24 protein-coding genes are annotated in these 23,259 nt (G+C 68.1%); 2 read left to right on the top strand and 22 right to left on the bottom strand.

Annotation, left to right across the window (positions count from 1 at the left end):
* Window positions 1-11: 11 nt before the first annotated feature.
* The 9 genes from ACWD3I_RS25345 to ACWD3I_RS25305 form a co-directional block, all read right to left on the bottom strand.
* A complete protein-coding gene (locus ACWD3I_RS25345; protein WP_365395048.1) occupies window positions 12-239 on the bottom strand; it encodes a hypothetical protein in 228 nt (75 codons plus the stop codon).
* 73 nt (window positions 240-312) lie between these two features.
* Entirely contained in the window at window positions 313-1,377 is a 1,065-nt protein-coding gene (locus tag ACWD3I_RS25340) for a conjugal transfer protein (RefSeq protein WP_365395051.1), read from the bottom strand.
* 219 nt (window positions 1,378-1,596) lie between these two features.
* On the bottom strand, window positions 1,597-3,780 hold the full coding sequence (locus tag ACWD3I_RS25335; protein ID WP_365395054.1) for a pRL2-11: 2,184 nt from the start codon (window positions 3,778-3,780) through the stop codon (window positions 1,597-1,599).
* Between the two features lie 802 nt (window positions 3,781-4,582).
* Window positions 4,583-5,128 (bottom strand): hypothetical protein, encoded by a 546-nt coding sequence (locus ACWD3I_RS25330; protein WP_365395057.1) that lies wholly within the window; start codon window positions 5,126-5,128, stop codon window positions 4,583-4,585.
* 240 nt (window positions 5,129-5,368) lie between these two features.
* Window positions 5,369-6,781 (bottom strand): DUF2637 domain-containing protein, encoded by a 1,413-nt coding sequence (locus tag ACWD3I_RS25325; protein WP_451084187.1) that lies wholly within the window; start codon window positions 6,779-6,781, stop codon window positions 5,369-5,371.
* A 100-nt stretch (window positions 6,782-6,881) separates the two neighbouring features.
* Window positions 6,882-7,166: a hypothetical protein gene (locus ACWD3I_RS25320; RefSeq protein WP_365395063.1), complete on the bottom strand. Its 285-nt coding sequence runs from the start codon at window positions 7,164-7,166 to the stop codon at window positions 6,882-6,884.
* A gap of 132 nt (window positions 7,167-7,298) precedes the next feature.
* Entirely contained in the window at window positions 7,299-7,949 is a 651-nt protein-coding gene (locus tag ACWD3I_RS25315) for a DUF402 domain-containing protein (protein ID WP_365395066.1), read from the bottom strand.
* A gap of 96 nt (window positions 7,950-8,045) precedes the next feature.
* Window positions 8,046-8,180: a hypothetical protein gene (locus ACWD3I_RS25310; protein ID WP_365395069.1), complete on the bottom strand. Its 135-nt coding sequence runs from the start codon at window positions 8,178-8,180 to the stop codon at window positions 8,046-8,048.
* Window positions 8,177-9,172, bottom strand: coding sequence for a hypothetical protein (locus ACWD3I_RS25305; protein WP_365395071.1), 996 nt, complete (start codon window positions 9,170-9,172; stop codon window positions 8,177-8,179). Before ACWD3I_RS25305 ends, ACWD3I_RS25310 begins: the two co-directional genes overlap by 4 nt.
* Before the next feature lie 168 nt (window positions 9,173-9,340).
* Here ACWD3I_RS25305 and ACWD3I_RS25300 point away from each other — a divergent pair, with 168 nt between their 5' ends.
* Entirely contained in the window at window positions 9,341-9,700 is a 360-nt protein-coding gene (locus ACWD3I_RS25300; protein ID WP_365395074.1) for a hypothetical protein, read from the top strand.
* A 145-nt stretch (window positions 9,701-9,845) separates the two neighbouring features.
* Here the strand turns inward: ACWD3I_RS25300 and ACWD3I_RS25295 are convergent, their stop codons facing one another.
* From ACWD3I_RS25295 to ACWD3I_RS25235, 13 genes are all read right to left on the bottom strand, one after another.
* Entirely contained in the window at window positions 9,846-12,278 is a 2,433-nt protein-coding gene (locus ACWD3I_RS25295; RefSeq protein ID WP_451084186.1) for a hypothetical protein, read from the bottom strand.
* Between the two features lie 382 nt (window positions 12,279-12,660).
* Window positions 12,661-13,182, bottom strand: a complete 522-nt coding sequence (locus tag ACWD3I_RS25290) for a hypothetical protein (protein WP_365395077.1) — start codon at window positions 13,180-13,182, stop codon at window positions 12,661-12,663.
* Between the two features lie 370 nt (window positions 13,183-13,552).
* Complete coding sequence (locus tag ACWD3I_RS25285) at window positions 13,553-14,692, bottom strand: hypothetical protein (RefSeq protein WP_365395079.1); 1,140 nt, start codon at window positions 14,690-14,692, stop codon at window positions 13,553-13,555.
* A complete protein-coding gene (locus ACWD3I_RS25280; protein WP_365395082.1) occupies window positions 14,685-15,584 on the bottom strand; it encodes a ParA family protein in 900 nt (299 codons plus the stop codon). Before ACWD3I_RS25280 ends, ACWD3I_RS25285 begins: the two co-directional genes overlap by 8 nt.
* Before the next feature lie 1,873 nt (window positions 15,585-17,457).
* Entirely contained in the window at window positions 17,458-18,057 is a 600-nt protein-coding gene (locus ACWD3I_RS25275) for a hypothetical protein (protein ID WP_365395085.1), read from the bottom strand.
* 75 nt (window positions 18,058-18,132) lie between these two features.
* Complete coding sequence (locus ACWD3I_RS25270; RefSeq protein WP_365395088.1) at window positions 18,133-18,402, bottom strand: hypothetical protein; 270 nt, start codon at window positions 18,400-18,402, stop codon at window positions 18,133-18,135.
* A 122-nt stretch (window positions 18,403-18,524) separates the two neighbouring features.
* Window positions 18,525-18,920, bottom strand: a complete 396-nt coding sequence (locus ACWD3I_RS25265) for a hypothetical protein (protein ID WP_365395091.1) — start codon at window positions 18,918-18,920, stop codon at window positions 18,525-18,527.
* A 31-nt stretch (window positions 18,921-18,951) separates the two neighbouring features.
* The gene (locus tag ACWD3I_RS25260) at window positions 18,952-20,166 is read right to left on the bottom strand and encodes a hypothetical protein (RefSeq protein ID WP_365395094.1); all 1,215 of its coding nucleotides are present in this window, start codon (window positions 20,164-20,166) and stop codon (window positions 18,952-18,954) included.
* 67 nt (window positions 20,167-20,233) lie between these two features.
* Entirely contained in the window at window positions 20,234-20,563 is a 330-nt protein-coding gene (locus tag ACWD3I_RS25255; RefSeq protein ID WP_365395097.1) for a hypothetical protein, read from the bottom strand.
* A 37-nt stretch (window positions 20,564-20,600) separates the two neighbouring features.
* Window positions 20,601-21,173 carry a hypothetical protein gene (locus ACWD3I_RS25250; protein ID WP_365395100.1) on the bottom strand — a complete coding sequence of 191 codons (573 nt, stop codon included), beginning with the start codon at window positions 21,171-21,173 and terminating at the stop codon, window positions 20,601-20,603.
* A 79-nt stretch (window positions 21,174-21,252) separates the two neighbouring features.
* Window positions 21,253-21,627, bottom strand: coding sequence for a hypothetical protein (locus tag ACWD3I_RS25245; protein ID WP_365395102.1), 375 nt, complete (start codon window positions 21,625-21,627; stop codon window positions 21,253-21,255).
* 148 nt (window positions 21,628-21,775) lie between these two features.
* Window positions 21,776-22,309, bottom strand: a complete 534-nt coding sequence (locus ACWD3I_RS25240; protein WP_365395105.1) for a hypothetical protein — start codon at window positions 22,307-22,309, stop codon at window positions 21,776-21,778.
* Between the two features lie 29 nt (window positions 22,310-22,338).
* Window positions 22,339-22,659 carry a hypothetical protein gene (locus ACWD3I_RS25235; protein ID WP_365395108.1) on the bottom strand — a complete coding sequence of 107 codons (321 nt, stop codon included), beginning with the start codon at window positions 22,657-22,659 and terminating at the stop codon, window positions 22,339-22,341.
* A 231-nt stretch (window positions 22,660-22,890) separates the two neighbouring features.
* On the opposite strand from ACWD3I_RS25235, the gene ACWD3I_RS25230 reads away from it, so the two are divergent.
* Window positions 22,891-23,157 (top strand): hypothetical protein, encoded by a 267-nt coding sequence (locus tag ACWD3I_RS25230; protein WP_365395111.1) that lies wholly within the window; start codon window positions 22,891-22,893, stop codon window positions 23,155-23,157.
* Window positions 23,158-23,259 lie beyond the last annotated feature (102 nt).

Below are 23,259 nucleotides of genomic sequence, written 5' to 3'. Positions count from 1 at the left end.
CTTCCCGCCGCTCAGACCGGGAAGATGGAGACGATCTTCGTCCCCAGGACGCTGAGGATGTCGACGGCCTGGTCGGTCTTGAAGATGCAGAACGCCGCGACCGCGGCGCCGACGAGGCAGGTTCCGAACTTGCCCCACTGGCTCCGGGTGAAATACAGGCCGACCTGCACCGCAAGGACGGCGCCGAACAGCGACGAGACGATGGTGATGATGTACGAGGTCAGCGGGTTGGTGCCCATGACTCTCCTTGGCGTGCGGGTATGAGGGAGGGTTCGAAGGCGCTTCGCGCGGCGACCGGAGGTGAGGGCGAGCTCACTGCGACGTCACCTGCCAGACCTGCCAGCGGAACGCGCCGTCGGCGCTGACCTGCGTGAGGGTGACGCGGTAGGTCTGCTGCAGCTCGGCGCCGGCCAGCTCCCAGCGGACGGTGGCAAGGCCGGTGCGCCGTGAGCCGGAGCCGGTCTGGACGGCCCAGGTGTCCAGGGAGTGCCAGGCGAGGCCGGCGCCGAGTGGCGCGATCTTCGCGCCGGGGGCGGCCGACTGGTCGGCGGTGCCGTCGACCCAGGCCTCGAAGAAGTTCGCGACGGTCGTGCGGGTGCGCTCGGACAGTTCGGCGTCGGTGTCGGGTGCGGCCGGCTCCTTCCAGGTGACCGGTTGCGCGAGGCCGACCAGGGCGGGCTGGCCGGTGACGATGACGCGTCCGCCGGTGTCGGCGACGGGGATCTCCAGGCCGACCCACGAGGAGACCGTCTTGGCCTTGGAGCCGGAGCCCTGGGTGGAGGACACCCGCACGTCGACCGAGACCCGGGCCTGGTGCGCGCTGGTCTGGGTGACCTGGCCCGGGATGGTCTGCGCGACGAGCTGGAGGCCCTGGCCGTCCCAGCCGGCCTTGGTGTCCGCGCCCTTGGGCAGGTCCCGGGCGAGTTCCGTCGCCCGGGAGTCGGGGTCGTCCTCGGACCACGTCAGGTACGAGCGGGCGTACCGGGCGGCGACCTGCTGGGCGGTTGCCGCGGGCACGTCGTCCTTGGCCGCTTCCGCCTGGGGGCTGGCCTTGGGAGCGGTCGTCGGCTGCTGCGGCGGGGCGATGACGCTGCGTACGCCGATGACGGCGAACAGGCCGATCACGGCCCAGACCGCGATCCGTCCGGTGCGCCGGGCGACCACGCTGGTCGAGCCTTCGTCTTCCTCCGCCCACGCCGAGGTGTCCGGCCTCCGCACCGGCGCTTCCGCCGCTACGGCCGGCGCATTCTCGGGCGCGCCGGCTTCCGGCTGGTCACCGGCCTTCCGGCGGGAGCGGCTGGCGAGGGCGTCGGCGAATTCTTCACCCCCCGCCTTCTCTTTTTGGGGAAGGCGGAAAACCTTCCGCAGCAACTTCATGTGAACTCCTCGGCCGTTTCGCAGTCCGGTCCTTGTGCGCATGCGGGCGCAATGACTGATCGGCTTCTCCGCGAGATACGGGAAGCGCACACCAAGAAGCTATGCCGAATGCCCTGTGGATAAATTTCGGCGCCGCGACACCTGTGCAGTCGCCTTGTCGGCGGCAACGGGAAAAGGGCCCGCACAAGGTGCGGGCCCTGGAGATGGTCGGGGTGAAAGTCAGAGGGCGGAGGAGTCTATCTCTTCGGAGACGCCCTCTTCGTCGAACTCTCCGCTTTCTATGTCGAGGCGGTTGCGTGCCCAGCGTTCCAGGTCGCTCAGCCGGTAGAGGCTTTCCCGGCCTCGCTTGTCCGCGGGGTCGGGGAATTCGGGGTCGCGGGCACGGGCGTTGCGCAGGGACGTCAGGTCGACGTCGGGCAGGAGGTCCTCGGCCTCGCGCAGCCCGACGAGCGGATCCGTCTCCTCGTCGCCGCCCTGCTCCCCATCGCCATCCGTGAGCTCCGGGACTTCGTCGTTGCCCTCCTCGTCGACATCGGCGTCCTCCTGCCATTCGCCCGCGACAGACGCCAGGGCGTGAACAGCGCGGCCGTGAACAGTTCCATCTGTGTCATCAACCCCCCGTTTCCCCAGGTGGACATGTGCATCTGTGTCACTGTTCAACTGTGTCACTGTGTCATCCGCGCCCGCGTCGGCGGTCTTGGCGAGGGTGACGGCGGGCGCCGGGGCGGAGCCGGCCATGGCCCAGGCCCGGGCCTCGGCGTCGCTCATGAACAAGACCTGGGTCTCATGCGACATGCCGCCGAGCACGACCTGGGCGCGGCCGATGTGGCGGGTGCTCTTGGGGGCGGGCTGGACCTCGGGGACGAGCATCTTCCAGGCGTTTTGCGTGTAGCGGGCGAGAATGCGGGTGGCGAAGTTCTCACGCATTTCCGGACCGCCCAGAGCGCGGGCCGTCGCCGACTGGGCGACCAGGAGCACATGGAGCCGAACAGCGCGGCCCATGAAGAGAATTTCAGCAAGTGCGTCGACCGCTGGCGATATCTTCGGATCGCCCTTTTCCTTGATCTTCTCCCAGTAGCGGGTCAGTTGTTTCATCGTCGCATTGATCTCCTCCAGCAGGATCACAATGCGCGGCCCGACCGCGGTCGGGTCGGCGTCGTCTCCGAGGTGCTCCGCAACGTGAATTCGGCGCTGCCCTTCGGCGCCGAGCCTGACCAGAGCGTCGTGAATGTCGGCGATATCACGGCAGTATTCGACGTTCTTCACGCCGCGGGCCCACATGTGGGATACGCGTTTGAAGTCGAGGATGTATCCGTGCGCGCCGTGGTGAATGAGCTGGGAGGCGATGGTGCGCAGGATGACGCTCTTGCCGCCGCCGGTGCCCGCGCTCACCAGGACGTGCGGGGACTCTGCGTCCAGGTCCACGGACACGATCTTCTGTCCGCGCTCCAGGCCGATCAGCGGCGCCGACTCGGGCACCTTCTTGACGAGTTCCTTGACCTTGGGATCGCTGAAGACGACCTTCGACGGCGGGCGGTGGACCTTCTTCACCGTCACGTAGGGGCTGCGACCGTCGTATTTCCAGCTGAAGGACACCCCTTGCAGGGCGAGCTTCTTGACGATCATCTCGGCGACGTCGGTCTCCTTGAACTTCAAGGCGACCGGCAGGTCGACGCGGATCTCGGCGTCGTCGTCGGAAAAGTTCAGCGGAACGTGCAGGTAGGAACGCGGCCGGGTCGCCTCGGGAATGCCCAGCGGGCCGACCAGCGCCAGGTGCAGCGGCTCGACCCATTCCCGCATCAGCTCGCGCTTTCCGCGGTTGCGCACGGCGTGCACTGCGGCACCGGTCAGCAGCAGTCCGCCGGCCCCGGCCCCGCCGTACTCCAGCGCCCTGAGCGTCTGTTCGGGCTCGGTCCAGTAAAACCAGCCGCCCCCGCCCAGGGATCCGAGCGTGGTCAGCCGGGCGCCCGCCCGCTGCCAGCCGGGCCGGTAGGACCAGGGACCGACCCGTCCCTCGACACCGTCGAGGACACGGCGGCCGCCCTTGAAGAACGTCGCGTCCGTACGGCGCTGTCCGTCCATCTCCCGCCCGGACAGCAGCCGGCCGACACCCATGAGGAAGGCCTCGACGCCCTCTTCGAGCTGCCGGTCGAAGTCGCTGCGCGCCATCGCCTGCCTCGCCTCCCGTGCGCACGGTGCCGTCCGCGTGCCACGGACGTTGATCTCCAGGGACGCTAAGCCGGTTGGGCTGTGGATAGATTTTTCGCTGTGCACGGTCCGCGCCGTACTGCACGCACTTGTGACCGCTCGCTGTAGTTGGCGAATGCTCTCGATAGTTGGCGAGTGGGCCGTGGGGATCGCCCGACCTGGGGTTTCGACCGCCGTAACGGCAGTGGAGGCCACGGATTCGTCAACTATCGCGAGCAGAGGTCGCCAACCTCGATGAGCAGAACTCCTGTGACCAGCGCGGACGTACCGGCCCACTCGCCAACTACGGAGGGCAGTCACAGCACTGCACTGGAGGCCGCGAACCGCTGCACCGAGCAGCACAGCCCGTACTGCACCCGGCTGCTCGGTGCTTCTCGCGCCCTGCTCCGCTGCACGAGCAGCGACTGCTCCCGCGCTGCACGGCTGCGTGCAGGACTGCACCGGCACTGCAGGCAGCACTACAGGAGCCCGGCGGCGACTGCAGATCGCCGCCGGGCGCAGCACATCCCGCTGCACCGGGTGCTGCTCGTGCAGGAGTTCGCCCCGGTTCCGGGGACGGTGGCAGTCCGGCCCGCCGCTGCCCCCGGCCTGCACGGGACAGTGGCGGGCGGGCCCGCTCGTAGTCGACGGCTGCCCTGGGGAGCCTGCTGCCGTGTCCCGGACTGCACTTCACTACCTGCGGCAGTGGCCAAGCGACCTCGTGCAGCGGACCGCGGCGCAGCCCTGCTGCTCGATGCAGCAGCATCGTGCAGGAGTAGCACGCCCGTACGAAGCAGCAGGAGTTGTTGCGGCCGGCGCGGCGGGCGATGCGTGCAGCGGCTGGCACCCTGCAGCCTGCTGCGCCTACTGTCTTACTGCTCCTGCTACTCCTGCTACTCCAGAGCCGTACTGCTGCGCCGCTGCACTGCTCTGGTCGTCCACAGCATCTGGGACACCAGAGCGATAGCTCGGCAGGCGGGGCCCGCTCCCGCACAACACCTCGCTGCGCAGGCGCGGTTCAGTCGCTTTCGGGGTCGTACGAATCGGGCTCGTAGTCGTCGAACGACGGCTCGTCGGGTGCATCCAGCTGGGCGTACGCGCGTGCCCGCTCCGTCACTTCCCGCAGGTTGACGATGCCGAAGGCGGCCTCGGTATAGCCGGCGTCGAACCCCAGGAAGAGCTCCTTGCCGGGAAGCTCCTCGATGGACCAGTTCTTCTTCTTGCGTTTCGGGTCGGGCGGGCCCTTTTGCGCGACGAGGTCGGTGAAGGACGCCTCGTCGAGGTGCTCGATGGTGTTGCGCAGTTTCTGCAGGAGTTCGTCCGGCTCCTCGGCGCCGCCGGTGATCTGCTGGTGGGCTTGCGACCAGCGCTGCATCTGGTAGGCCGACATGACGAGTCGATAGCCACGGACCCAGACGTCCTCAATTGCCCGTGCGAGATGGTCTTCGGTCGGCGACCACTCCTCCCCGTGGTCGATCGCCCGGTCCGTCCATGCGGCCTTGCTCGCGGCCTGGTAGTAGCTGTGGGCATCGCGCTGGACGGACCGCGCCCACATTGCCAGCATCCGCACCACGACCCTGGGGCGCGCATCCGCGGCAGCGGCTGGCGGTTCGGGAGCAGAGGGTTCCTCAACGCTGGGCGGCTCTGGCAGCAGTACGCCGTGTCCGTCCGGCGGAATGCGGACCGCGCGATGCGCGTCTGGCGTCCAACCCCGTGGAGGCGTCCAGTCGTCGGACGGCGGTCGCCATCCATCCGGTGGCGGCCACTGCGGGGGAGCTATGTATGTCATTCGTACATCATCGGCTCACCTCCGCCCGGGGAGACCTTGCGTGCGAGGCGTCGCTGCGGCCGGAATGGCGACCGCGGCACCGCCCAACCCGACAGTGCGCCTAGGCGGCAGCCGTGTCCCCCGATCCTCCGTCTCCGGCTCGGATGTGCTCGGGTCCGGCGAGGCGGCAGCCTTGTTGGCCGCGTTGGTGGCGATCCGCCATATCTGTCCGCCGTTGACGGTCTTGCCGTGCTCCTTCAGCCACCTCGACAGGGCCGGGGCGTCGTAGCTGGCGAGCTCGGAGATGGCGTACCGGACCGCGTCGGCGTTCTTCATCGGCGCGATGACCTTCGTGTGGTCGGCGGTCTCAGTACGGTCCGGCACGCCGTCCTCCTCTTCTCCCCCGTCCTCGCCGACGGCCTCGTGGTGGCCGTCATGCTCGCCGTCCTCGTCAGGTTCCCGCTCCTCGTTTTCACCGCCGCCGGCACCCAGATGTTCGCCCGGCGGGGCCGGATCCTCCTCGGTGCCGGGCGGATCGGGTTGCTCCTCCCCCGGGTCAGGCGACTGCGTCCCGTCCCCGAGGTGGTGCGGCTCGGGACGGACGGTGCCAGGTTCGGTGAAGGCACCCGCCGGGCCCACGGCGTCGTCGGGATCCGTGGGCGGCAGTCCGTTGCCGACGGTGATCTCAGTTGGGATGGAGGCCGGGTCGAGCGCAGCGCGCTCGTCGGCGGGCACCGGGTGGGGTTCGATGCCCGCAGCGGCGAGCCCGGCTGGCGCGGTTGTTGCGAGGGGGACGCCGTAGCGGGCGAGCCGCAGCGGCATCAGCGCCTCCACGGGCGCCTTGCGGCGCCAGCCACGACCGAACCGGGACTGCAGCCGGGTCTGGTAGACCAGTCGATCCTGCTCCAGCTTGATGACCTGCTCGTAGGAGCGCAGCTCCCAGAGCTTCATCCGCCGCCACAGCAGGAACGTCGGCAGCGGCGCCAGCAGCCAGCGCGTGATCCGCACGCCTTCCATGTGTTTGTCGGCGGTGAGGTCGGCGATTCGTCCGACCGTGTGGCGGGCGGCCTCGACGGTGACGACGAACAGAACCGGGATGACCGCGTGCATCCCCATGCCCAGGGGGTCGTCGGCCGCGGCGGCGTTGAACGTGATGGTCGCGATGGTCAGCAGCCACGCTGTCTGCCGCAGGAGAGGGAAGGGGATACGGATCCAGGTCAGCAGCAGGTCCAAGGCGAGCAGGACGCAGATGCCCGCGTCGACGCCGATCGGGAAGAAGTAGGCGAAGTCGTTGAAGCCCTTCCTGGCGGCCAGCTCGCGTACGGCGGTGTAGGACCCGGCGAATCCGATCGCGGCCACGATGACCGCGCCGAGGACCACGACCGCGATCAGGACGCGGTGGGTGCGCGTGAGCTGGACGCGACTGGGTGACACACCGACTCCTTCCATCGTTGAGCCGTGAGTGTCACCCGGATCACCTGTGGATAGATTTTTGTGACCACGCCGTCCGGCGGCCGCGTTGGGACCCGCGGCCGCCGGCCCGGTCGGGTCAGGCGCAGCGCAAGCGTCCCGTGAAGTCCCATGCGACGGGCACGCCCAGGCGGATCTGCCGGACGAGGGCCTGGACCTGACCGGCACGCGGGGCGCACTGGGTGAAGTGCCGCAGGGCGCCGGCCACCGCCTCGCACAACTCGTTGTCCGTCAGCGAAGCCGCTCGCTCCCCTAGACCGTTCAGGCGATCACCGGCTCGCTCCGCACGGCGAGCAGCGGCCTCGGCCAGGGGTCCGCAGGCGTAACCGTCCCGCACCTCGAGGCCGTCTTCGAGCACGTTCATGGTGGTCGTCCCTTCCAGGGCCCGGTCTTCTCCTGTGTGGAGATAGGCGTGTCGGACCTCTACTCGCGCGGACGGTAAATGCCGGGTTCTATCTGTGTCGCGTCCTCGCCCCGTATGCCGCCTGCCGCGCGATCAGCGCAGCGGAGACTGCAGAGTGGGTGTCGGCCAGGCCGGGTCACGGCGCCAGGCCGCCCACCGTTCGGCCTCGGCGAAGGGGCCAGCCCGCTCGACCAGGAGCGCGAGAACCTGCTCGCGGGCGGCGTCGACGCGCGCATGCTCGGCGTCCTCGACGATGCCCAGCCGGCGGGCTTGTGCGTATTCGGCCTCGTCCTTCCACCGCCAGCGGGACAGGTCCGCGTCGACGAGGAGGTCGATGAGGAGGTCGAAGGTGTCGAAGCCGCCGGGCCAGCGGACGTTGGGGCGTTCGAAGTTGACGTACCAGGTGAGCAGCCGGTGGTCGGCGTCGCCGCTGTAGAAGGCGTTGACGCTGAAGTGGGCGCCGGGCGCCTTCCAGAGCAGCAGCACCGTGTCCTGCCACTCCCCCGCGCTCAGCGTCCAGGTGCCGTCGGCGAGTTGCTGCACCGCCTCCTCGCGCGAGGCCGTGGACTCACCGCGGCGGGCCCGCGCATAGGCCGCGGGCACTCGTACGCCGGCTCCCGGCCAGGCGCAGGTGACCAGGGCCACGGGCGTGTCCTGGACCACCCGCAGGGCCTGGGCGCTCCACACGCGTCCGCGGAAGACATCACGCCGCTGCACCGTCTGACCGACCCCGAAGAACTCCACCGAACCACCTCCGCATGCTCAACGCGCACCCGCTGAGACGGGGTGCGCCCGCCGGACACCCTGGCGCATGTATCGGTGCCCGGCGGACCGGCGCGACTACGTCGGCTCTTCCCGCCCCGGCCTCATGCGACGGCTGCGCCTCCTGCGGGCGAGGGACGCCACGGCCGTGACCGTCAGCGCGGCGGCGACATCCGCGAGGTATTCGGCCACGACCTGGCCGAGGAGGTTCACGCCCGGCTCCCGAAGGCGCCGTTCGGCGAACGCCCGTACGTGGCACGGGCGGACGCCGTCCTCTGCTCGTAGCGGTCGCCCAGGCGGCGGAGCTTGCGGCGGACGCTGTCGGCCTCGGCCGCACTGACCCCCGCCAGGTCGGCGGCCTCGGCCCACGAGGTCCGCCCGGACTGCGCCCAGACGCGGGCCACCTGCTGCTCGCCGGGCGACAGGCCGGCGAACACGGCCGCCGCGCCCGGCGTCTGCGGCTCCCACAGCGCCGAGGACTCCTCGGGGGCGGCCCGGTCGGCGAGCAGGTCAACGAGCGTGCCGCCGCCGGGGACGGGGTGGTCGAGCGACAGGAGCCGGCCGCCGGCCGTCTTGCGCCGCCACAGCGGCTTCAACTGGCGGTGCACCACGGACGACTCGCGCTTCAGCTGCTTCAGGCCGAGGGCGCCGGCGTCGTCGACGAGGTGCTCGTCCAGCAGGTCCACCCAACTGCCCAGCAACGCCGTCGAGACCGCCTCCAGCCACTCGGTGTCGGGGTTCGGGATGTCGAGCCACATGCGGGCGAACTCGGCGACCGTCGGCTTCCACCCGTCCACGGTCCGCGTCTCGAGGATCGCCTGGCGGGCGTTGAGGGCGGCGAAGACGCCGTGGCGGGCCCGAGCAGCCTTGGCACCGTTGGGCGCCCACTTCGCCTGGACCACCATCGTCCGCAGCTGTCCGTCGACCCGCTGAACCCAGGTGAAGTCGGCTCCGCGCTCCTGCGGTTCCGGCTTCGCAACGCCGCCCAGGAAGACGATCGAGCAGATCTTCTCCGCCAGCGTCGTCCCGAGGTCGCTTCCGGCGGGCCCGCGGCCGGCGAGCGCTCGCCGAGCCTCGGCGAGTTCGGCCCGCACGTGGAGGGGCAACTGCGCCACTCGGAAGCGGCGGACGGCGACGAGGTCGGCCGACGGCTGAGGGCCGCTGGGGCCGGACGGCTCCGAGGGAGCACCGTCGTGGAGGATCATCGGGGTTGTACTCCTTGCTGATCGGTACGAGCGTTCACCCCTCGGCACCGGCAGGGCACCCGTCCGACAAAGAATCTTCCCACCGGCGTGTGGTCTGCCTCACACAACTCGTGACGGTGGGCTCGTCGCGGCACGGGTCGTGTCAGACCCCCCGCTTACGATGCGCTCATGCCCGACCAGAACGTCTTCACCTTCCCCAAGGACCTCTTCGACGCCCGCAGGGAGCTGCACGAGATCCACGCCGAGATCCGCACGATGCAGGCGGACCGGCCCTGGTCGGTCGAGCCGAGCAACGGCTGGGACGACTCCGCCAAGTGGTATCCCTCCGTGCGCCCCGCGACCGATGGCTGGAGCGCCGAGGACACCGAGGCGTACACCGCTCTGCAGGAACGCGCCCGGGAGCTGAGCGCGTTCGTGATCTGCCACTGGTTCTGGAGCGAGGTCGATGCCGCCGACCGCGCCGAAGCGCGGTCCAAGCTGATCCACACCACCCAGCCGGCCGCGGCCGAGCCTGCGGCAACCGCCTGAGAAGAGGCCCGGGCCCCGTCGAGCAGCACCCCCGTAACCTCCGGCGCCCCGACGATCACGGCCGGGCCTGCACAGCGGCCGCTCAACGCCTCCGGTACGACCCACGCCGGGAACGGGAGTTCGCCACCGCACGGTGCGCGCCGCATCATGTCGGCCCCGTTCCCGCGCCGACCGCGACCGTGTTGTCGTCCAGCGGGCGGGCTGCCAGGTCGGGGCACCGCTCGCTCCACGCCGGTGGCCTCTCGCGCGGCACCGCCGCGGCCCGTGCCCGGGCCAGGTCGCCGAGGAACTCGCGCAACAGGTCCTGAGCGACCCTCTCCCGCGCCTTCGCGGCCGCCTTCTCGGCCCGCTGTCGGTTCTTCTGGGTCGGGAACATGCCGTGCAGAGTCATCCGCCGGACATGAGCGGCTTCCATCTCGGCCGGCTCGGACTCCCGCAGCCGCTTCAGCGCCCGCTGCGTGCGCTGTTCGAGGACCTTCTGGGCCACGTCCTTTTCGGCGAATGCCCGGCACACCGGATCGTCGGCGCCGTCCGCCGCCCCAGCGCCCCGGACGACCGCCCACGTGTCCCCGGCGACCTGTGTGGTCAGCGTGGCCACCGCCTGGGGATCATCCACGTCGGCCCGTACCGCGACGGCGATGTCGACCGCCTGGTCGACCAGGGCCTTCGTGGACCGGCGCAGCGAGCACACCGGGCACAGCCCGGCGGCCTCGGCGCGACCGCAGTCCTCACACGGCCGCGCCGCGCGCTGCATCCCCTCCTCGGCCAGCTGCGCCTTCTGCTCTTCGATTGCCGCGTGGAAGGCGAGCTGGCGTTCGGCCGACCGTTCGCGGCGCACCGCATCCATCGCGCTCTGGTAGTCGAACTTCGCCTGCAGCGCCTGCTCGTAGACCTCGCGCCACTCCCCCGCCGCCACGTGTGGGTGCTGGGCCGCGACCTCGGTGGCGACGATCTGGCGCAGGCCACGCCGATCGCCGATCAGACAGTCGCAACTGGGGCAGGTGCCACCGGAGTCGATGCGGATCCCTTCGTCGCACAGGTTCGACCAGCACCCGTTGTTCTGCGGGAGCCCCCGCCGGATCAGCCAAGCCGCCAAGTCCTGCACCGGGGTCCGCTGCCGGTCCAGCCGGCGCTTGAGCCGCTCGGCCAGCCGACGCTCGGCCACACCCTCGCTGTCACCCACGAAGGTGCGCAGCCGCACCAGCTCCCGACGAACGTTCTTTGCCAGCCACGCGCCGGTCGACGCGCGCCCCAGCCCGGCCCACAGCCACGCCACCGGAGCCAGAGCCACCGTCAGGTCCTCCGGCACCCCAACTGGCCGTACGAACCCGGCAGTTCGCACCGGCGCGTTCCACCCTGATCCCGTTGACGCGCTTTGCTGTTCCCCGCGAAGCGGGTCCGTCCCGCCGACTGGACCGGCAAGAACCTCCGTCATCTCCGGGAGATCCTCACCCGCGCCTGCGCATTCCCGCAGCGGGTCCTCACCCAAGACGGCAGAGCCGGAAAAACAGTCCAGATCACCGGTAGAAGAAGTACAAAGAGGGACCACAGGTGGGTGGGCCGCGTGAGGGCCTGCACCAACAGCCTCTCCCGAACGACCATCAAAACCCGTCTCCACCTGCGACGATGCATCGACGTCAGGTTCCTGAACCCCACATGCACCAGGAACCTCGCCCGGAACGTCCTCGAAGCTCAGCTGCGCCCAGCCCTCCCCGGCCAGCACCAGGCCCTCGCACTCCTCCTCTTCACGGCACTGCGCGCACCCGGCACCCGCATCCGGCTCCTCCGTGGACGCCCGAGCCGGGGAGGCCAGCGCATCCTCGACCGCCGGCCCGCGCGCGGCCTTCGACGCAGCCCGAGCACGCTCGTACGCGTCCCGGATCGCCGGCACCAGCAGCCGATCCTCCCCGTACCGCTCCGGGCGGTCCCACGCCACACCCTCCAGCGCGAGCAGGCTCTTCAGCACCGGACGGGCGTCCTCGACGGAGCAGCCCAGCAGCTTGGCCACCGTCGCCTCGGACCGGTTGTAGCCCTTCGGTAGACGCCCCGGCGCCATCGGCACCCGGCCATCGGAACGGGCGCTCAACGCCAGCAGCAACATCGCCAGACGGTCGGTGGCCGACCCCCTCCCCCGCCGCTTCGCGAGGAACCCCGCCGGTGTCTCCGGCCGGTCCTGCGGTGCCCAACCCGGGCACAGCACCGCCTCGCAGAAGCGGAGGAAGGTCGCGAGGTCCCGCCGGTTCAACAGCGACAGCGGATTCAACCCCTGCTGAGCACGCGCCTCTTTGAGCGGCAGCAGCTCGAAATCCAGCGCGTGCGTCCAACCGGCCGCGTCCCGAGCGGGAACGCAGGTCGCGATCCCGCTCGCCCGGACCCCAGGCACAACCGTGTGCAGAACATGCGAGACCCCGTAACCCAGCCACCCGGCCAGATCCCGGGCCATCGTGATCACGTGCGCGGACGACGCCGGCGCCTTTGCGAGTACCAGGACCGAGGTGAGACGTACAGGATTGCTCGCCCCCTCCAGCCGGGGGTCAGCAAGGAGGGTCCATACGGATGAGAGCAGAGCGCTGCGCATGCTCCGCCTGAGAACAAGAGGTTCTGAGGAAGCGAGCACAGAACCCTCGCCATCCCTCACACCATCTGACGCAGACGGCGCGGTCGAGGACGAGGTGGAGGACGGAGGAACCGGTGGACGGGCGGACGCACGATTTCGGTCTGCTTCGGGCACGACTGCGCCAGCCCTCGTACAGGTAGCTATGATGTGCTCCAGTCGAGGAGGTACGAGGGAAACCCTCATCGCCAACCGGCACCGCCTTGGGAGGTAGGGAAGCCGGACGCGACACAGGTATTCAGCTAGGGATGTGGAGTAACGCTCACCTCCTCGACGTGACTGGCCCGGGATTGCGGAGTCCCGGGCCAGTAGCTTTTGTGCTCAGCCGGATTGCTGAGCAAAGGTTCTAGGCCGCGGCTGACTGGTCCGGGAGGAAATCGTCGTTCGTGGCGTCGGCCGAGTCAGCCGTCGGAGGACCCTGTTTCGCAAGCCTGTGGGTTGCAGGCACCTGATAGCCCTGCGGCAGTGTGGCGATCCACTCGCCGAGTGGAATGGCGTATGCACACCGTCGGCCGAGCACGTCGATCACGTACTGAGCTCGCTCACCAAGAGTGTTGGTGACCTTGGGGACCTCGTCTTGTACCACCCAGAGCACGGTGTCGCGGGTGGTCCGTGCGTCTGTGATTGCGTCGCGGGCCGTGTTCACGACAAGCGGTAGGCCGACCTCGAGAGTTCGCGACTGACTTCTCGAACGTTTGTTGCCCGGCCAGACGAGTTGATCGACGACAGCCAGCACTTGAACCACGATGACGTCTTCGCCGTCGAGGGAAGCTGGACTGATCAGGCCAAGTTCGGTTGCCTTCTTGACCCAGATGCGATTGAGCTTCGCGGCCGTTGCCAGCGATGCCGGCGTAATGCGCCCCGCCACGTCAGGCCCTCCTCACGGTGAATCCATCTGTCCAATTGATCACCGGTCAGACTATCGCAGTCGGGACTCAATTTGTGTCACGCCGTAGCAGGTTGGCGTGTCGCTTGGCTGGGCGTTTCGGCAGGTTGTCGCTCTCTAGGTCCGTTTTGAGGGGCCATCAACGTGATGCGCCGCAGCATTGCTGTGTGGCTCAACAGGATGCGCAGATCCCTAGCTAGAAGAGAGCAGAGATAAATGCCTAGATACCTACAGACCTACTAACATCCCTACTGGGATAACTACTGGCATCCCTACTAGACACTTGGCCGATGGGTAGGCGCGACGAAGGGGCCGCCACCCTTGATGGGTGGCGGCCCCTTCGTCGTTGGGCTCAGTTCTCGAACTTCAGCGGACCTTCAGCCGCGAGGTCCTTCAGGAAACGTGCGAGGACAGCAGAGTAGATGTGATACGCCGTTCTTGCCTTGCCTGCTGCTTTGAGGTGGTTTGACAAGGGTCGGACGATGTCCAGGACTTCTGGGCTTACCCGATAGGACGACTGTTGGCCTTCGGGGATCCGGCGGGTGCCCATGTCCCGCAAGAAGGCCTCGGCGAGTCCCAGTTGCTCGTCCAGCGTGACCGGCAGGTACATGGCCATCGCTGCGTTGACGTATTGGGCAGAGGTCAGCGGGAGGCCAGTATCCGCGCTGTCCTCGGCGGCACGAGTGTTCATCTGGCTGATCTGATCAGGCGTGAAGCGGAAGGGGTGTGCTGCCCACTCCTTCTTCCTCAACCGTAGGTCGATCACGCTCTCGGTGTACGACCTCTCCAGGACTTGCTGAGCGGATTGCCGACGTCGAACACGTGGTCCAGAGCGCTTCTTGCCGTCGGCCGATTCTGTGTCGGCCGGCTCGGCCTCGGCCTGCTCCGTGGCTGTAGGCGGGTGCGCCTCTTCGTCGCTGTCAGCCGCTTCCGTCGCTCCAAGTTGATTGCCAGCTGTCGTGACATGGGCATCTGTGGTTGCCTCGGAGCGAGGGCCGTCTGCCGCAACTGAGTCTCGCGGCTTGTCAGTTCCCGCAGGTTCATTCTCACCGGCCCGGGGCTGGTCTCCGCGGATGACCGTGACATTGACGCGGGCTGGCTCGGTTGTGACGTCTGTGGGTGTGCTTCGATCTCCGCCCGTGTCGGTTAGATCGTGCGCCTGAGAGCTTGGCACGTGTGTGACTTCCGCCCCGGAGGACTGTGCCTGAACTGGTTCCGCCTCAGGGGCGGTGTGTACGGCCGCTGATTTTGCGTCGTCAGCCTCGGCTTCGGGGCTGGACTCAGGGGCGACGGACTCCGGCGACAGAGCATCGTCAGGCGTGGAGGGTGCTGGGATGACACCTTGACCCCCGCCGATGTACGAGCGGCTGACCGTCTCCTTGATGCCACTCAGAGCCGGGTTGTTGAGGAGGGCCTCATTACCCTCTGGGCGGCGTAGAGCTGTGATGCGCTTGGCGGTCGTCTTCCTTGGTGCCTTCTTGGCGTCAGACATCCTCCGCCTCCTCACCTGCGTCAGGGAGCTGCGCGATCGGCCAAGACAGTTCCGGCGTACTCATGCGGTCCAGGACCTCTTGAAGGAGATCGGTGTACTGCTTTCCGCAGGACTGGTTCGGATGCTGGAGGACGGCGGGCTTGCCGTCGAAGTAGGCCCGGGAGATGCGTCGATCTCGGCGGATATCTGTCACGTAGGGGTACAGGCTGCCAGTGATCATCATGTCGAGGATGTTGAGGTCCTCTATGGTCCAGGCCGACTCAGGGTTCGAGCGGTTCATGAACGCTCCGAGGAAGCGCGGCTTGCATTCCCCAGCTGTGAGATTCTCGACTGCCTGAACGGCCTCCTTGAGGATCATCGCCCCCTTGATGGTGGGGTACTCCGGGTTCACCAGGCTGATGACGTGGTCAGCTGCGGCGAGGCCGACCGCGTTGAGGGAGGAGACAGCGGGCGGAGTGTCGATGAGGATGAAGTCGAACTCGCCGCTGAACTCGTGGAGTAGCCGGCGCCTGAGAACCGGGGTGTCCGAGTAGGGCCGAGTAACGAACGCGTTCTGGGCCGCAGTCATTGTCGACTCTTCCGACGCCAGGACGCACAGACGACCGCCGTCGTACTCGCTCACGAGTTCGCTGCGGTCATACATGATCTTCGCGAGGGGGTCGCGGCTCCCCGCCTTTGTGAGGGAGTCGGTGAGAGCGAGCCCCAGAGACCTGCGGATCTCGTCCTCGGACACGAGGTTGACCCCGAGAGCGGAGCCAGCCTGTGCTTGAGGCTCCAGGTCGATGATGAGGACGTTGGCCCCGTCCATAGCCAATCGGCAGCCCAGGTTGACCACCGTGCTTGTCTTGCCAACCCCTCCCTTCTGTGTGGCGATCGCCAAGATGATGGTCATGGTGGGGCCCTTCGTTCTGATGAGGTTTGATCGGTTATGGGTGCCACGCCGCGACTTCATCTAAGGCTGGTCCGGGAAGCCGGAGACTTGGAAGCCTCGTGAAAATTGGGGCGTTCGCGACACTTCCGAGTACCGGCTTGCGGTGTACTGACCCTTGACGTGTTACGTCGTGGCACGAGGAAGATAACAGGAATGAATGTCGCCTAGTGGGTGGTCGGCGTGTCCGCGTGTCACGAGGTGAGGGTGTGGTCGCGCCATTGCGGGTTCGAGGCTTGCGCGTGGACCCTCACGCGCATGGTGGATGGCGTTGTTGTCCATGGGCTGCGCGCGTGAAGGGGGTAGGAGAATCCTGGTAGGGGGATGCGGCGGATTCGGCAGCAGATGCGTCCAGCGTGGCGGGATCGAGTGAGTACTAGGGAAGGGCCATCCGAGCCATCTGCGCAGAGCAGGCGTTGACTGCGCATCGCATGCAGGTGCACACCTTGGACGGTATGCACCTAGGCGGGTGAGGGAGTGGACACTCGGCTAGCGTCATAGCTACCTGCATCCCTACAGAGCTGCCTACATCCCTTCTTGCATCCATACCTAGATCCCTACAGGGCTACTCACGTACCTACATCTATCCCTACAAGGGTCCCTACAAGGAAGCGTGCTCGCTTACACCTGAACTACGGCTCAAGAGTGGGTGCAGGTAAAAGCGAATACGCGATTGCCTGACGGAAACCAGCAGTCTTTTGATGAAGGCTTCTGGCAACCCGTAAATTAATCCGTAATCAGGTCCTCGCTCCAGCAAGCAGTTGTGCCCGCACTTGCCCGATGGAACGTGTAGTGATTTAAGGAAGCACACCCTTGCGTCAGCTATCACATCTCAAAATGAAAACTATGCTGTACAGCCAAACCGTAGCGATGGCGCATATCCAGCACTCAGCTAGCTCGGTAGCAACCGTAAGCGTCTCAGTACCCACTGGCGCACAAACGCCTGCCCAAGCAGGCAACATTCAGTAGCTGGCTCAAACTCAAGCCACATGCTCCATAACGAAGGTGAGTGACGAGCAGCCGAAGCCGTAAAATCGATGAGCAAGTTCGCACGTTGGTCATGCCTGATGTGAAGCCATGTGTCATAGCAACTGGAACAGCATCAGTGAAGGATTCATCGCCAACTACAACATCGCGAAACGCAGTTGGAAGCATGCGACCGCGCTCATTGAGTAGGAGTGCTTCCACCCAAACATCGTATCCACCGAGCGAGGCGTCAACTGTGCTGCTACTTCGTTTGAGGAAGTTGGTGACGTGAAGCCAAACACGTACAGCTGAGAGACCCTCAGCCCCCAACTGCGGCGCGACATGGGCAAGCATGAGACGCCAACCGTGCGGTACATGGGCCAGCTCGTCGCGCACACGGATCGCCAGAGCAGCGAAGAGGCACACAACCGCGGCATCTCTGAATGCCTGCTGGGGAGCGCTGGCGGCCGGTTGTTGACCTGTCGGCCTCGCGCAGTACTACGTCAGACGTGCTGCCCATCCGATGCAACTACGCGACGCTTGAGCGCCCAGTGGGTGACAGCACCTGGCCCCATGATGGCCCTGGGCGCGGTCCCACACGCGATGGCAGCGGCCGGGCCGTACACGATAATGCGACAGCCGAGACGACGCAGTCGGCTCGCACGGCGGGGCGGCCAGAGAGGTTCCCCTTGCACGTGAGTCCGAATGTGTCGTGCTTGGCTAGGAAAGAGCTGAGAAGCGCCTGAAAGGTGTCAAGGGAGACCTCGGCCTCGCCGAACTCGGCATAGATGCCGAGCGACCTCACCGAATGCGCGTCGCCGAGCTATCCAGGCGGCTGACCATTGCAGTCCTCGTCCTCGCGGAGCAGGCGTCACCCCCTCTCGACCTCGGTGCCGATGACGGCATCGGGGGAGATATCGCACGTGATGGCAGCGGCCTGGGCGTATTCGATGCCGAGTGCTACGGCCTGGACGACGCTGTCGGCCTCCACAGTGAGGCGGCAGGAGAGGTTGCCGTTGCTGGCCGGGCCGACGGCCCCGCGCTGTTCCGCGAGCGCACAGTGGAGCGCTTCGTACTGGTTGAGAGAGCCGTCCGCGCGGTCGAACTCGACGTACACGATGAACGCCGGCTGGCTGTCCCGGCCCTGGCGTTCATCGACGGTCGACGACTCGTCGTACTCGTCCTCCTCCAGCACGCGGCGGTCGCGCTCGGCCTCGGTGATGACCTCGGTGCCGATGACGGTGTCGGGGGTGATGCCGTGCGGGAGGGCAGCGGCCTGGGCGTGCTCGATTCCGAGGGTGGTGGCTTCGATGACGCTGTCGGCGTTCACGGTGAGGCGGACGGAGATGTTGCCGTTGGGGGAAGGGCCGACGGCCCCGTGCTGGTCCGCGAGCGCGTCGTGGAGCGCTTCGTAGGTGTCGGGGGATGCGTCTGCGGTGTCGAACTCGACGTACACGCTGAACGGGCGCACGGGGGCTTCATTCCTCATCTGCTGGAACGGCGGTTGTGTCGGGCCGCTGGGGTTCCAGCGGCCCGGTGGTGGGGGTCAGTTCTTGTTCTTCTTGGCCCGCTTGGGGTCGGGCTGGAACCCTGCCCGCTTGAGGTAGGGCATGCAGTTTGGCAGAGACCGGTGGTCGGACGGCGTCTTGGGGAGCCACGTGACGAAGGTGCCGTTCTTCGTGACCAGGTGGTGCTTCTTGCCCTTGCGGAGCTTCTTCAGGACTTCTTCGTCCTGGTACCCCTTGCCCTTGCCGTCGACCTCGAAGCCCTGGTCCCGCAGCTTCGCGATCAGCTGGTCTACGTCCTTGTTCGGCATGCTCTCCCCTACCGGGGGCCGCTCCCCCGTTGACTCTTAAGACTATACACTCAAGATCACGTGACTGCAAGTCTTAAGAGTCATCTGTTGGGGTGGATGCCGACGGGCCACGCCGTGGTTCCTTATGTGGGCGTGGTCAGGGCGATCTGCTGGCCGGGATCAGGAAGTCCGAGCGCGATGAGGCCCTGCCGGAGTTCGCGGTCGAGGACGCTGAGGCAGTCGGGGCACAGGAAGAGGGGGCCCGCCGGGGTGTCGGCGCACGGTCCGCGGCCGTCGCTACAGGCGGCGCACGGCCCGCCGCCGGCACGGTGTTCGTAGGCGAGGGACTTGTGCATCGGATAGCCGTCGACATGGCGCAGGACGCGGGCGTGGTCGAAGGTGCGGGCCCGCTCGTAGGCCTCTGCGGCGGCGCCGTCCGGGTGCTCGCTGGTCCAGCGCCACTCGGCGCAGGTGTCGTGCGGGGAGTCCTGCTCACAGGTGAGGACGGTGTACACCCAGATCGGGTCGGCTTCGGTCACGGTCGCTCCAGGGCTCGATCGGGGTGCGTCGTCAGGCGGGGTGGCCGGCGGCGGCCTGCCGGTCGCGGATGGTGTCGATGAGTGCTGCCGCGGCGCCTTCGGGGGAGTGGTAGGGGTCGGTGATGCCGGGGCCGGTCCAGTGGCCGTTGGCCGTGCGCCGGATCGGGCCGGTCTCGGTGTCGCCGATGCGCAGCGAACGGGTGCCAGCGTCGGTCTCGGGGCCCAGCTCGGTGTCCTGGAGGGTGGTGAGGATCGTGCGGACACCGCCGTGGCGGCTGGCGTCCTCGAGCAGCAGGGCCGTGGCCTCCAGCCGGGTGCTGGTGTCGGTGGCGATGGCGGACAGTTCCCGGGTCAGGGCGCGGACGTCGGCAGCGGCACTGGGGGTGGAGGCTTCGACGCTGCGGGCCGCGGCGGCCAGCTTGTCCAGGGTGGAGGCGGCCGTACGGCAGTCGGCCCGGTTCTTCGCGACGGGTCCGCTGGGCAGCTGGGCCGCCGCTGCGTCGAGGGCTTCGAGCGCCTGGAGGGCGCTGGCCGGCAGGGAGGGAAGGGCGCCGGCGCCGGCCTGGACGTCACGGTAGGTGCGGAAGGCGGTGGCGAGCGCCTGGTCGGCGGTGTGAGGGTCGGGGAAGGGGCCGTCGAGGTCGGCGGACGGCTTCGTCGCTGTGGTGCCGAGGCGGGCGAGGGCCAGTTCGGAGAAGGCCAGCAGTCGGGCGAGGGGGTAGGCCATCCACTCACGCTCGTCGCCGGTGACCTGGGCGAGCAGGGTCCGGGCGGGTTCACGGATCTGCTCCAGGAGGCGGACCACGCGCAGGCATCCGCCGCGGGTGCCGATGGCGAAGTGCTCCCGCACGATGGCGTCCAGGCCATCGAGGATCGCGGCCACGTGCGGCTGGCGCAGGGCGTGGAAGAAGTAGGCGCGGGCGGCTGAGTCGACGATCTCCTGGCGCTGGAGAGGAATGAGGGCGAGGGCGGCCCGGGCTTCGGCGGCGCCGGAGTACGGCTGGTCCTCCGCATCGGACGGTCCGTGCAGGGCGATGTGGAACATCGCGACGTCCTCGGCGGCCCGCAGCGCGTCCGTGCGCCGGGGGCCGGCATCCGCTCCGGCGCGGCCGCGGTACGTGCCGCAGGCGGCGTCGACCTGGCCCACGACCAGGTTGTGGACGTCGACGACTTCGGCCGACGCGAAGTCGTCGGCGGGCGTGCGCAGCCAGAATGCCGGGAACGCCTGCAGGACCTGGCTGTTCATGGGTCTCCTCGGGTGGTGGAAGCCGGGCCGGCGCGGGCGGGTGCGCCGGCCCGGGGGAGCGGATGGGTCAGTTCGAGGTGCTCAGGGCCGGGAAGTTGCGGCGGACTTCCTCGCGGGCCCAGGTCTCCAGCGCGTCGGCGTGGGCAGCGGCGGCCGTGCCTTCGGCGGTGGTGCGCCAGAGAAACGGCGTCTTGCCTCCGCGCTCGATCAACTCGGTCCGAATGATGCGGACGGCGTCGGTGTAGCGCAGCAGCGGCAGTTCGTCGGGGGCCTTCTCCCGGTGGGCGCTGGCGAGGATCGCGACGACGTCGTCGGCGCGCAGGGGGTAGGCGACGGTCATCCGGATGCGCAGGGCGCCGTCGGCCCGGTCGCGGTAGGGGACGAAGGTGGAGGGCACGAAGGAGAGGGCTCCTTGGGTCGGGGAGGCTTGGGGGTCAGGGGCGGCACAGGCCCGAGTGGTCGGTATCGAGTGCGCAATAGTCGCGGCACTGGTGGCCGTCGGCGGCCTGGCGGTTGCCGGCGCTCTCGTGGCAGTCGACGCACAGGGCCGGGGCGGTGGGCAGGTCGTCCTCGCGAGCGAGGAATCCCGCAGAGCCGCACTGCTTGCAGACCTGCGGATCCTGCTGCGGTACGCATCTACAGCGTCGCTCCTGGTGGACGGCGGGGTCGTCGCCCTCAAGGGCCTGGTGGATGCGGCCCGCCGTGTCGACGACGAGGCTGCCCCGGAAAGGACCCGGGTCGGATTCCCACGTCGCGTCCGCATGCAGGGTGCGCTGGTGCTGCTCGGCGATCGTCTCCAGCAGTGCGAACACGAGGTCCCACACCCTGACGTTTCCCCAGTCGTCGTCCTGGGCGGACAGTCCGTTCAGCGCGGTGCCGTCGGCGGTGTAGGTGAGGGTGAAGAGCTGCTCCAGCGGGCGCAGTTCGGCCAGTTCACCGGCGATGACGTCGACGGGGACGGGCTCGCTGAAGGTGATGATGCCTTCGATGTAGGACTCTGCGCCCATGGCTGGAGTGTTCCTCGGGAATGGGAGGGGTGGTGCTGCGCCCGGCTCTGTGCCGGGCGCACGGCCGGGGGAGGGGTCGCTACTGCGTGAAGCAGCAGGTGGTGGGGATGCCGTCGTACGAGAACCGCTTCACGTCGTGCGGGATGTACTGCTTGCCGGTGGCGCGCAGTACGTCGGTGGACGCCTCGTCCAGTTCGACCGTGGCGTAGGTCTTGGTGCGCGCGATGCGGATGTCGGTGACCGTCCCGGTCAGGCCGACCAGGTACTGCGGGCGGATCTTGTCGATCCGGATGAGCGCGCCCTTGGTGACGGCGGCAGCACGGGTCGCGCGCAGTGCCTTGGAGCGTTCCTTCGCGGCGGCGTGGATCCGGTCGAGGTCGTCCTGCGAGGCGTGCAGGGAAACGAACGCGATCGCCGTTGCCAGCGTGGGGGCGCTGTTCTGGGCCGTGGGCAAGTGGTGGACTCCTTGGGTGGAAGGGGATGGCGAAACCCGCCGTTCGACTCTTAAAACTATACATGCAGGATGAGGCGGGTGCAAGTTTTAAGAGTCGATGGATGGTGTGGGGCGGTGCGCGCTGTCAGGGCACCGCCGCCCCGGCGGCCTACGGGCGGTTGACCGAGCGGGTGAGCTGGATGAGCCCGAACAGGAGTCGGACGGATTCGTCCCACAGCGTGAGGTCGATCCGGCCGGACGACAGCCGTGCGACGCCCCTCTCGTCGTCGTCCCGGGTGACGATCTCCAGGACCTCCGGGCGTGAGCGCAGGTCGTCCACCGACGGCCACGGCTCGTCCACGCACTCGCACTCAAGGTCGTGCGGGCACTCCTCCAGCTCCAGGACCCGGTCGCGTACGCGCTCGTAGGCATCGGTGGTCAGCGAGACGAACGCGATCTGCGCCCGGTCGCCGTGCCCGCTCTTCAGCAGATGGGCCCTGAAGTCGCGCGATGCCACCTGGCACCAGGCGTCCGGGCCCTCGCCGGGCCAGGCCTGGTGGATACTGCCCCGGCCGTCTGCGGCCCGGATCAGCACGGTGGCGGAGACCTGGGCGGCGGCCGCGCTCGCCGCGCGTGCAGCGTCGATGCCAGCGCGCAGGGCGTGGGCGAGATCGGCAGGGATGTCCGTCGGGGGAGTGCTCATCGACGTGTCCTTCGGGTCGGAGGGGCGGTTCAGGCGGCGAACGCGGGCTCGGGGTCGAGGCGGAGCGTCCGGCAGTTCATGCAGCGCTTGCCGTTCTCGACGGGCAGGAAGAACGCGTGACCGCCGTCAGGAACGTTGGGGGACGCGTTCAGGCACCGTTCCGGAACCGGAAGGCTGTCGAGCAGCTCCAGCGCGGCCCGGTGGTCGTCGGCCCTGAGCGTCATGGTCCGGGGGTTCTCGGCCACGAGCTTTCGCAGGAATGCCGCCAACTGGTCGCGCTGAGCTCGGAGGGACTCCAAGGACTCGGGAGCCACCACTCCGGTGGCCGGTGTGAGTACCTGGGTGTCCATCGGGCTCCTGTCGGGAAGGCGGCTTGTGCGGCTCTTAAGACTCTACATATTTACAGGGCTGCATGCAAGCCTTAAGAGTCATTTGGATGCCGGAAGGCTGGTGCCGGCCGGGTGGTGTGGCCTCTTAAGAGTCAATGTAGGGGGGTGTCCTGCAAGGCGCTGCGCCGCTGCGCGACATCGGACACGAATGAACCGGTGGAAACGGCCCACCCTTCCCGACTTGGGGTTCGCGTGTCCTGCTTCTCCAGCCTGCGGGGCGCTCTCGTCGTCAGGTGCGTCTGCGGCTTCTCCTCCTGGCCGCTGAACGTCCGCCAGATCGCCGAAGGCGTCCGTGATCTCCACGCCCGCGACTGCCTCGAACAGCGCATGCTGCCCTTCTTCTGCGACGCCTGCGGCGACGATCCGGCCTACTGCCCGGCCTTCTACGCCCCGCGACCCCTGGCGCGGGAAGCACACCTGGTCCTCGCCGCCGGATGCCTCCCCGTCGACCTCGACTGAGCGGGCGGTGGTGCGCAAGGGGCGGGTGCAGGCCCGCTGGACGACATCCGTCCGCACGAGGCCGTCGCCCCCGTGCTCGCCCACGTGCTGTACGGCGCCGCC

It is taken from the genome of Streptomyces sp. NPDC002817, from assembly GCF_053592055.1.
This window is presented reverse-complemented; position numbering and strand designations above follow the sequence as displayed.

Excerpts from the sequence above, each read along its gene's own strand:
- ACWD3I_RS25345 (WP_365395048.1), bottom strand. The coding sequence starts at position 239 with ATGGGCACCAACCCGCTGACCTCGTACATCATCACCATCGTCTCGTCG.
- ACWD3I_RS25340 (WP_365395051.1), bottom strand. The coding sequence starts at position 1,377 with ATGAAGTTGCTGCGGAAGGTTTTCCGCCTTCCCCAAAAAGAGAAGGCG.
- ACWD3I_RS25330 (WP_365395057.1), bottom strand. The coding sequence starts at position 5,128 with ATGCTGGCAATGTGGGCGCGGTCCGTCCAGCGCGATGCCCACAGCTAC.
- ACWD3I_RS25325 (WP_451084187.1), bottom strand. The coding sequence starts at position 6,781 with ATGGAAGGAGTCGGTGTGTCACCCAGTCGCGTCCAGCTCACGCGCACC.
- ACWD3I_RS25320 (WP_365395063.1), bottom strand. The coding sequence starts at position 7,166 with ATGAACGTGCTCGAAGACGGCCTCGAGGTGCGGGACGGTTACGCCTGC.
- ACWD3I_RS25305 (WP_365395071.1), bottom strand. The coding sequence starts at position 9,172 with ATGATCCTCCACGACGGTGCTCCCTCGGAGCCGTCCGGCCCCAGCGGC.
- ACWD3I_RS25300 (WP_365395074.1), top strand. The coding sequence starts at position 9,341 with ATGCCCGACCAGAACGTCTTCACCTTCCCCAAGGACCTCTTCGACGCC.
- ACWD3I_RS25295 (WP_451084186.1), bottom strand. The coding sequence starts at position 12,278 with ATGCGCAGCGCTCTGCTCTCATCCGTATGGACCCTCCTTGCTGACCCC.
- ACWD3I_RS25285 (WP_365395079.1), bottom strand. The coding sequence starts at position 14,692 with ATGTCTGACGCCAAGAAGGCACCAAGGAAGACGACCGCCAAGCGCATC.
- ACWD3I_RS25280 (WP_365395082.1), bottom strand. The coding sequence starts at position 15,584 with ATGACCATCATCTTGGCGATCGCCACACAGAAGGGAGGGGTTGGCAAG.
- ACWD3I_RS25270 (WP_365395088.1), bottom strand. The coding sequence starts at position 18,402 with ATGCCGAACAAGGACGTAGACCAGCTGATCGCGAAGCTGCGGGACCAG.
- ACWD3I_RS25260 (WP_365395094.1), bottom strand. The coding sequence starts at position 20,166 with ATGAACAGCCAGGTCCTGCAGGCGTTCCCGGCATTCTGGCTGCGCACG.
- ACWD3I_RS25250 (WP_365395100.1), bottom strand. The coding sequence starts at position 21,173 with ATGGGCGCAGAGTCCTACATCGAAGGCATCATCACCTTCAGCGAGCCC.
- ACWD3I_RS25240 (WP_365395105.1), bottom strand. The coding sequence starts at position 22,309 with ATGAGCACTCCCCCGACGGACATCCCTGCCGATCTCGCCCACGCCCTG.
- ACWD3I_RS25235 (WP_365395108.1), bottom strand. The coding sequence starts at position 22,659 with ATGGACACCCAGGTACTCACACCGGCCACCGGAGTGGTGGCTCCCGAG.